The sequence below is a fragment of the Oscillibacter sp. 1-3 genome (assembly GCF_000403435.2).
Lineage (GTDB): Bacteria > Bacillota > Clostridia > Oscillospirales > Oscillospiraceae > Oscillibacter.
Genome location: NZ_KE159707.1, coordinates 276,275 through 277,908, shown reverse-complemented (window position 1 = coordinate 277,908; position 1,634 = coordinate 276,275). Strand labels below are relative to the sequence as shown.

General features: G+C 50.8%; 2 protein-coding genes and 1 tRNA gene. All 3 read left to right on the top strand.

The window, feature by feature from the left end; genetic code table 11:
- The first annotated feature begins 73 nt into the window (after positions 1 to 73).
- Positions 74 to 149 (top strand) — tRNA-Ala (locus C816_RS07730).
- Between the two features lie 163 nt (positions 150 to 312).
- Entirely contained in the window at positions 313 to 1,278 is a 966-nt protein-coding gene (locus C816_RS07725) for a DUF6017 domain-containing protein (RefSeq protein ID WP_016321836.1), read from the top strand.
- 95 nt (positions 1,279 to 1,373) lie between these two features.
- On the top strand, positions 1,374 to 1,634 hold a 261-nt coding region (locus C816_RS24230), incomplete at its 3' end, for a hypothetical protein (protein WP_016321835.1).

The window sequence follows — 1,634 nt, the reverse complement described above, 5'->3', positions numbered from 1 at the left end:
AATGAGTATCAAATCTCGATTTGCTTCTACAATTTCATAAAGGTTCCCCAAAATTCCGACACGGAAAATATCCGGGGGTATAGCTCAGCTGGGAGAGCGCTTGAATGGCATTCAAGAGGTCAGCGGTTCGATCCCGCTTATCTCCACCATTGGGAACCTGAATAGCTCGTTTTGATGAAAGTCAAAACGAGCTTATTCATTTTTTAATGGTTTTGCAGATTGATATATCCGGTGAGTGCCATTCACCCTCTCCCCTGCTAAAGGCGTTCCGAAAGGGACGCCTTTTTTATTGTCTGGAAAGGAGGCCGTAACATGGCCGCAAAAGCGCTCTACGATTATTACTACGGAGATGAGAGCAGCCAATTTTCCTTTTATCGGATTCCCCGCCAGCTGATTACCGGGGATTGCTTCAAACGGTTATCCACGGATGCCAAGCTGCTGTATGGTCTGCTGCTGGACCGTATGAGCCTGTCCGCAAAAAACGGCTGGTACGACAAACAGGGACGTGTCTATATCTACTACACCCTGGATGAAATTCAGGAGGATATGAACTGCGGCCATGATAAAGCGACAAAACTTCTGGTAGAACTGGATAACGGAAAAAACGGATTTGGCCTGATTGAGCGTGTGCGGCAGGGCCAGGGCCGTCCTACAAAAATCTATGTGAAGCGGTTTACCACCCGTGATATACCATCTCCATCTTCGGAGCTGGAGGCGGGGCAATCTTCCAGACCGCGGAGAATCAGCGGCCAAGAATGCGGGAAAACCGCACTCTTGAATGCGGAAAAGCCGCAGTCTAGGCCGCGGGAAAACCGCAGCCTAGAGTGCGGAAAAACCGCCGGGAGTTATATTAAATCAAATCAGACTGAGAATAGTCAGCTTAATCAATCCATCCTTCCATCGGTTTCCCCAGGAGAAAGCGGATGGATGGACCGATACGACTGTGAGAAAGAAATAGAAGCCAATATTGAATATGACCGTTTGTGCCGTCAATTTGCCTGTGAGGATGTGGATGAAATCGTGGCGCTGATCGTAGATACGCTATACACCACACGTCCCACGGTACGGATTGGCGGTGATTATATTTCCACAGACGTGGTAAGAGAACGCTTTCTCCGCCTGACCTATGAACATTTGGAATATGTATTTGACTGCCTGCGGCGAAATACAACGGAAATCCGCAATATCCGGGGGTATCTGCTGACCACCCTGTACAACGCACCGGTGACAATCAACCATCACTACCGGGCAGAGGTACAGCATGATTTGGATAGATAGCGGCAGAGCCCGCCTATGTAAAAAGGAACTGGTTGAAAACTTGCCTCAAACTGATGTAAGTTTCAGCAAATAAAACAAAATTGGAGGTAAAAGTTATGGCAGACCCCAAGAAAAATCCGCTGATCGGCTCTTTCCGAACCCCGGTGCCAGGGGAAAGTCCCCCCGGTACGGCGAAAGAACAGAAACCACCAGAGCAACCCAAGGTGGCAGGCGCTGCCCCTGGCAAGGCCGACGAGAAGAAGCCGCCGGAGCAGACCAAGACGGCAGGTGCCGCCGCTCCCGGTAAGGCTGACGAGAAGAAGCCGCCGGAGCAGACCAAGGCGGCAGGTGCCGCCGCTCCCGGTAAGGCTGACGAG

Excerpts from the sequence above, each read along its gene's own strand:
- C816_RS07725 (WP_016321836.1), top strand. The coding sequence starts at position 313 with ATGGCCGCAAAAGCGCTCTACGATTATTACTACGGAGATGAGAGCAGC.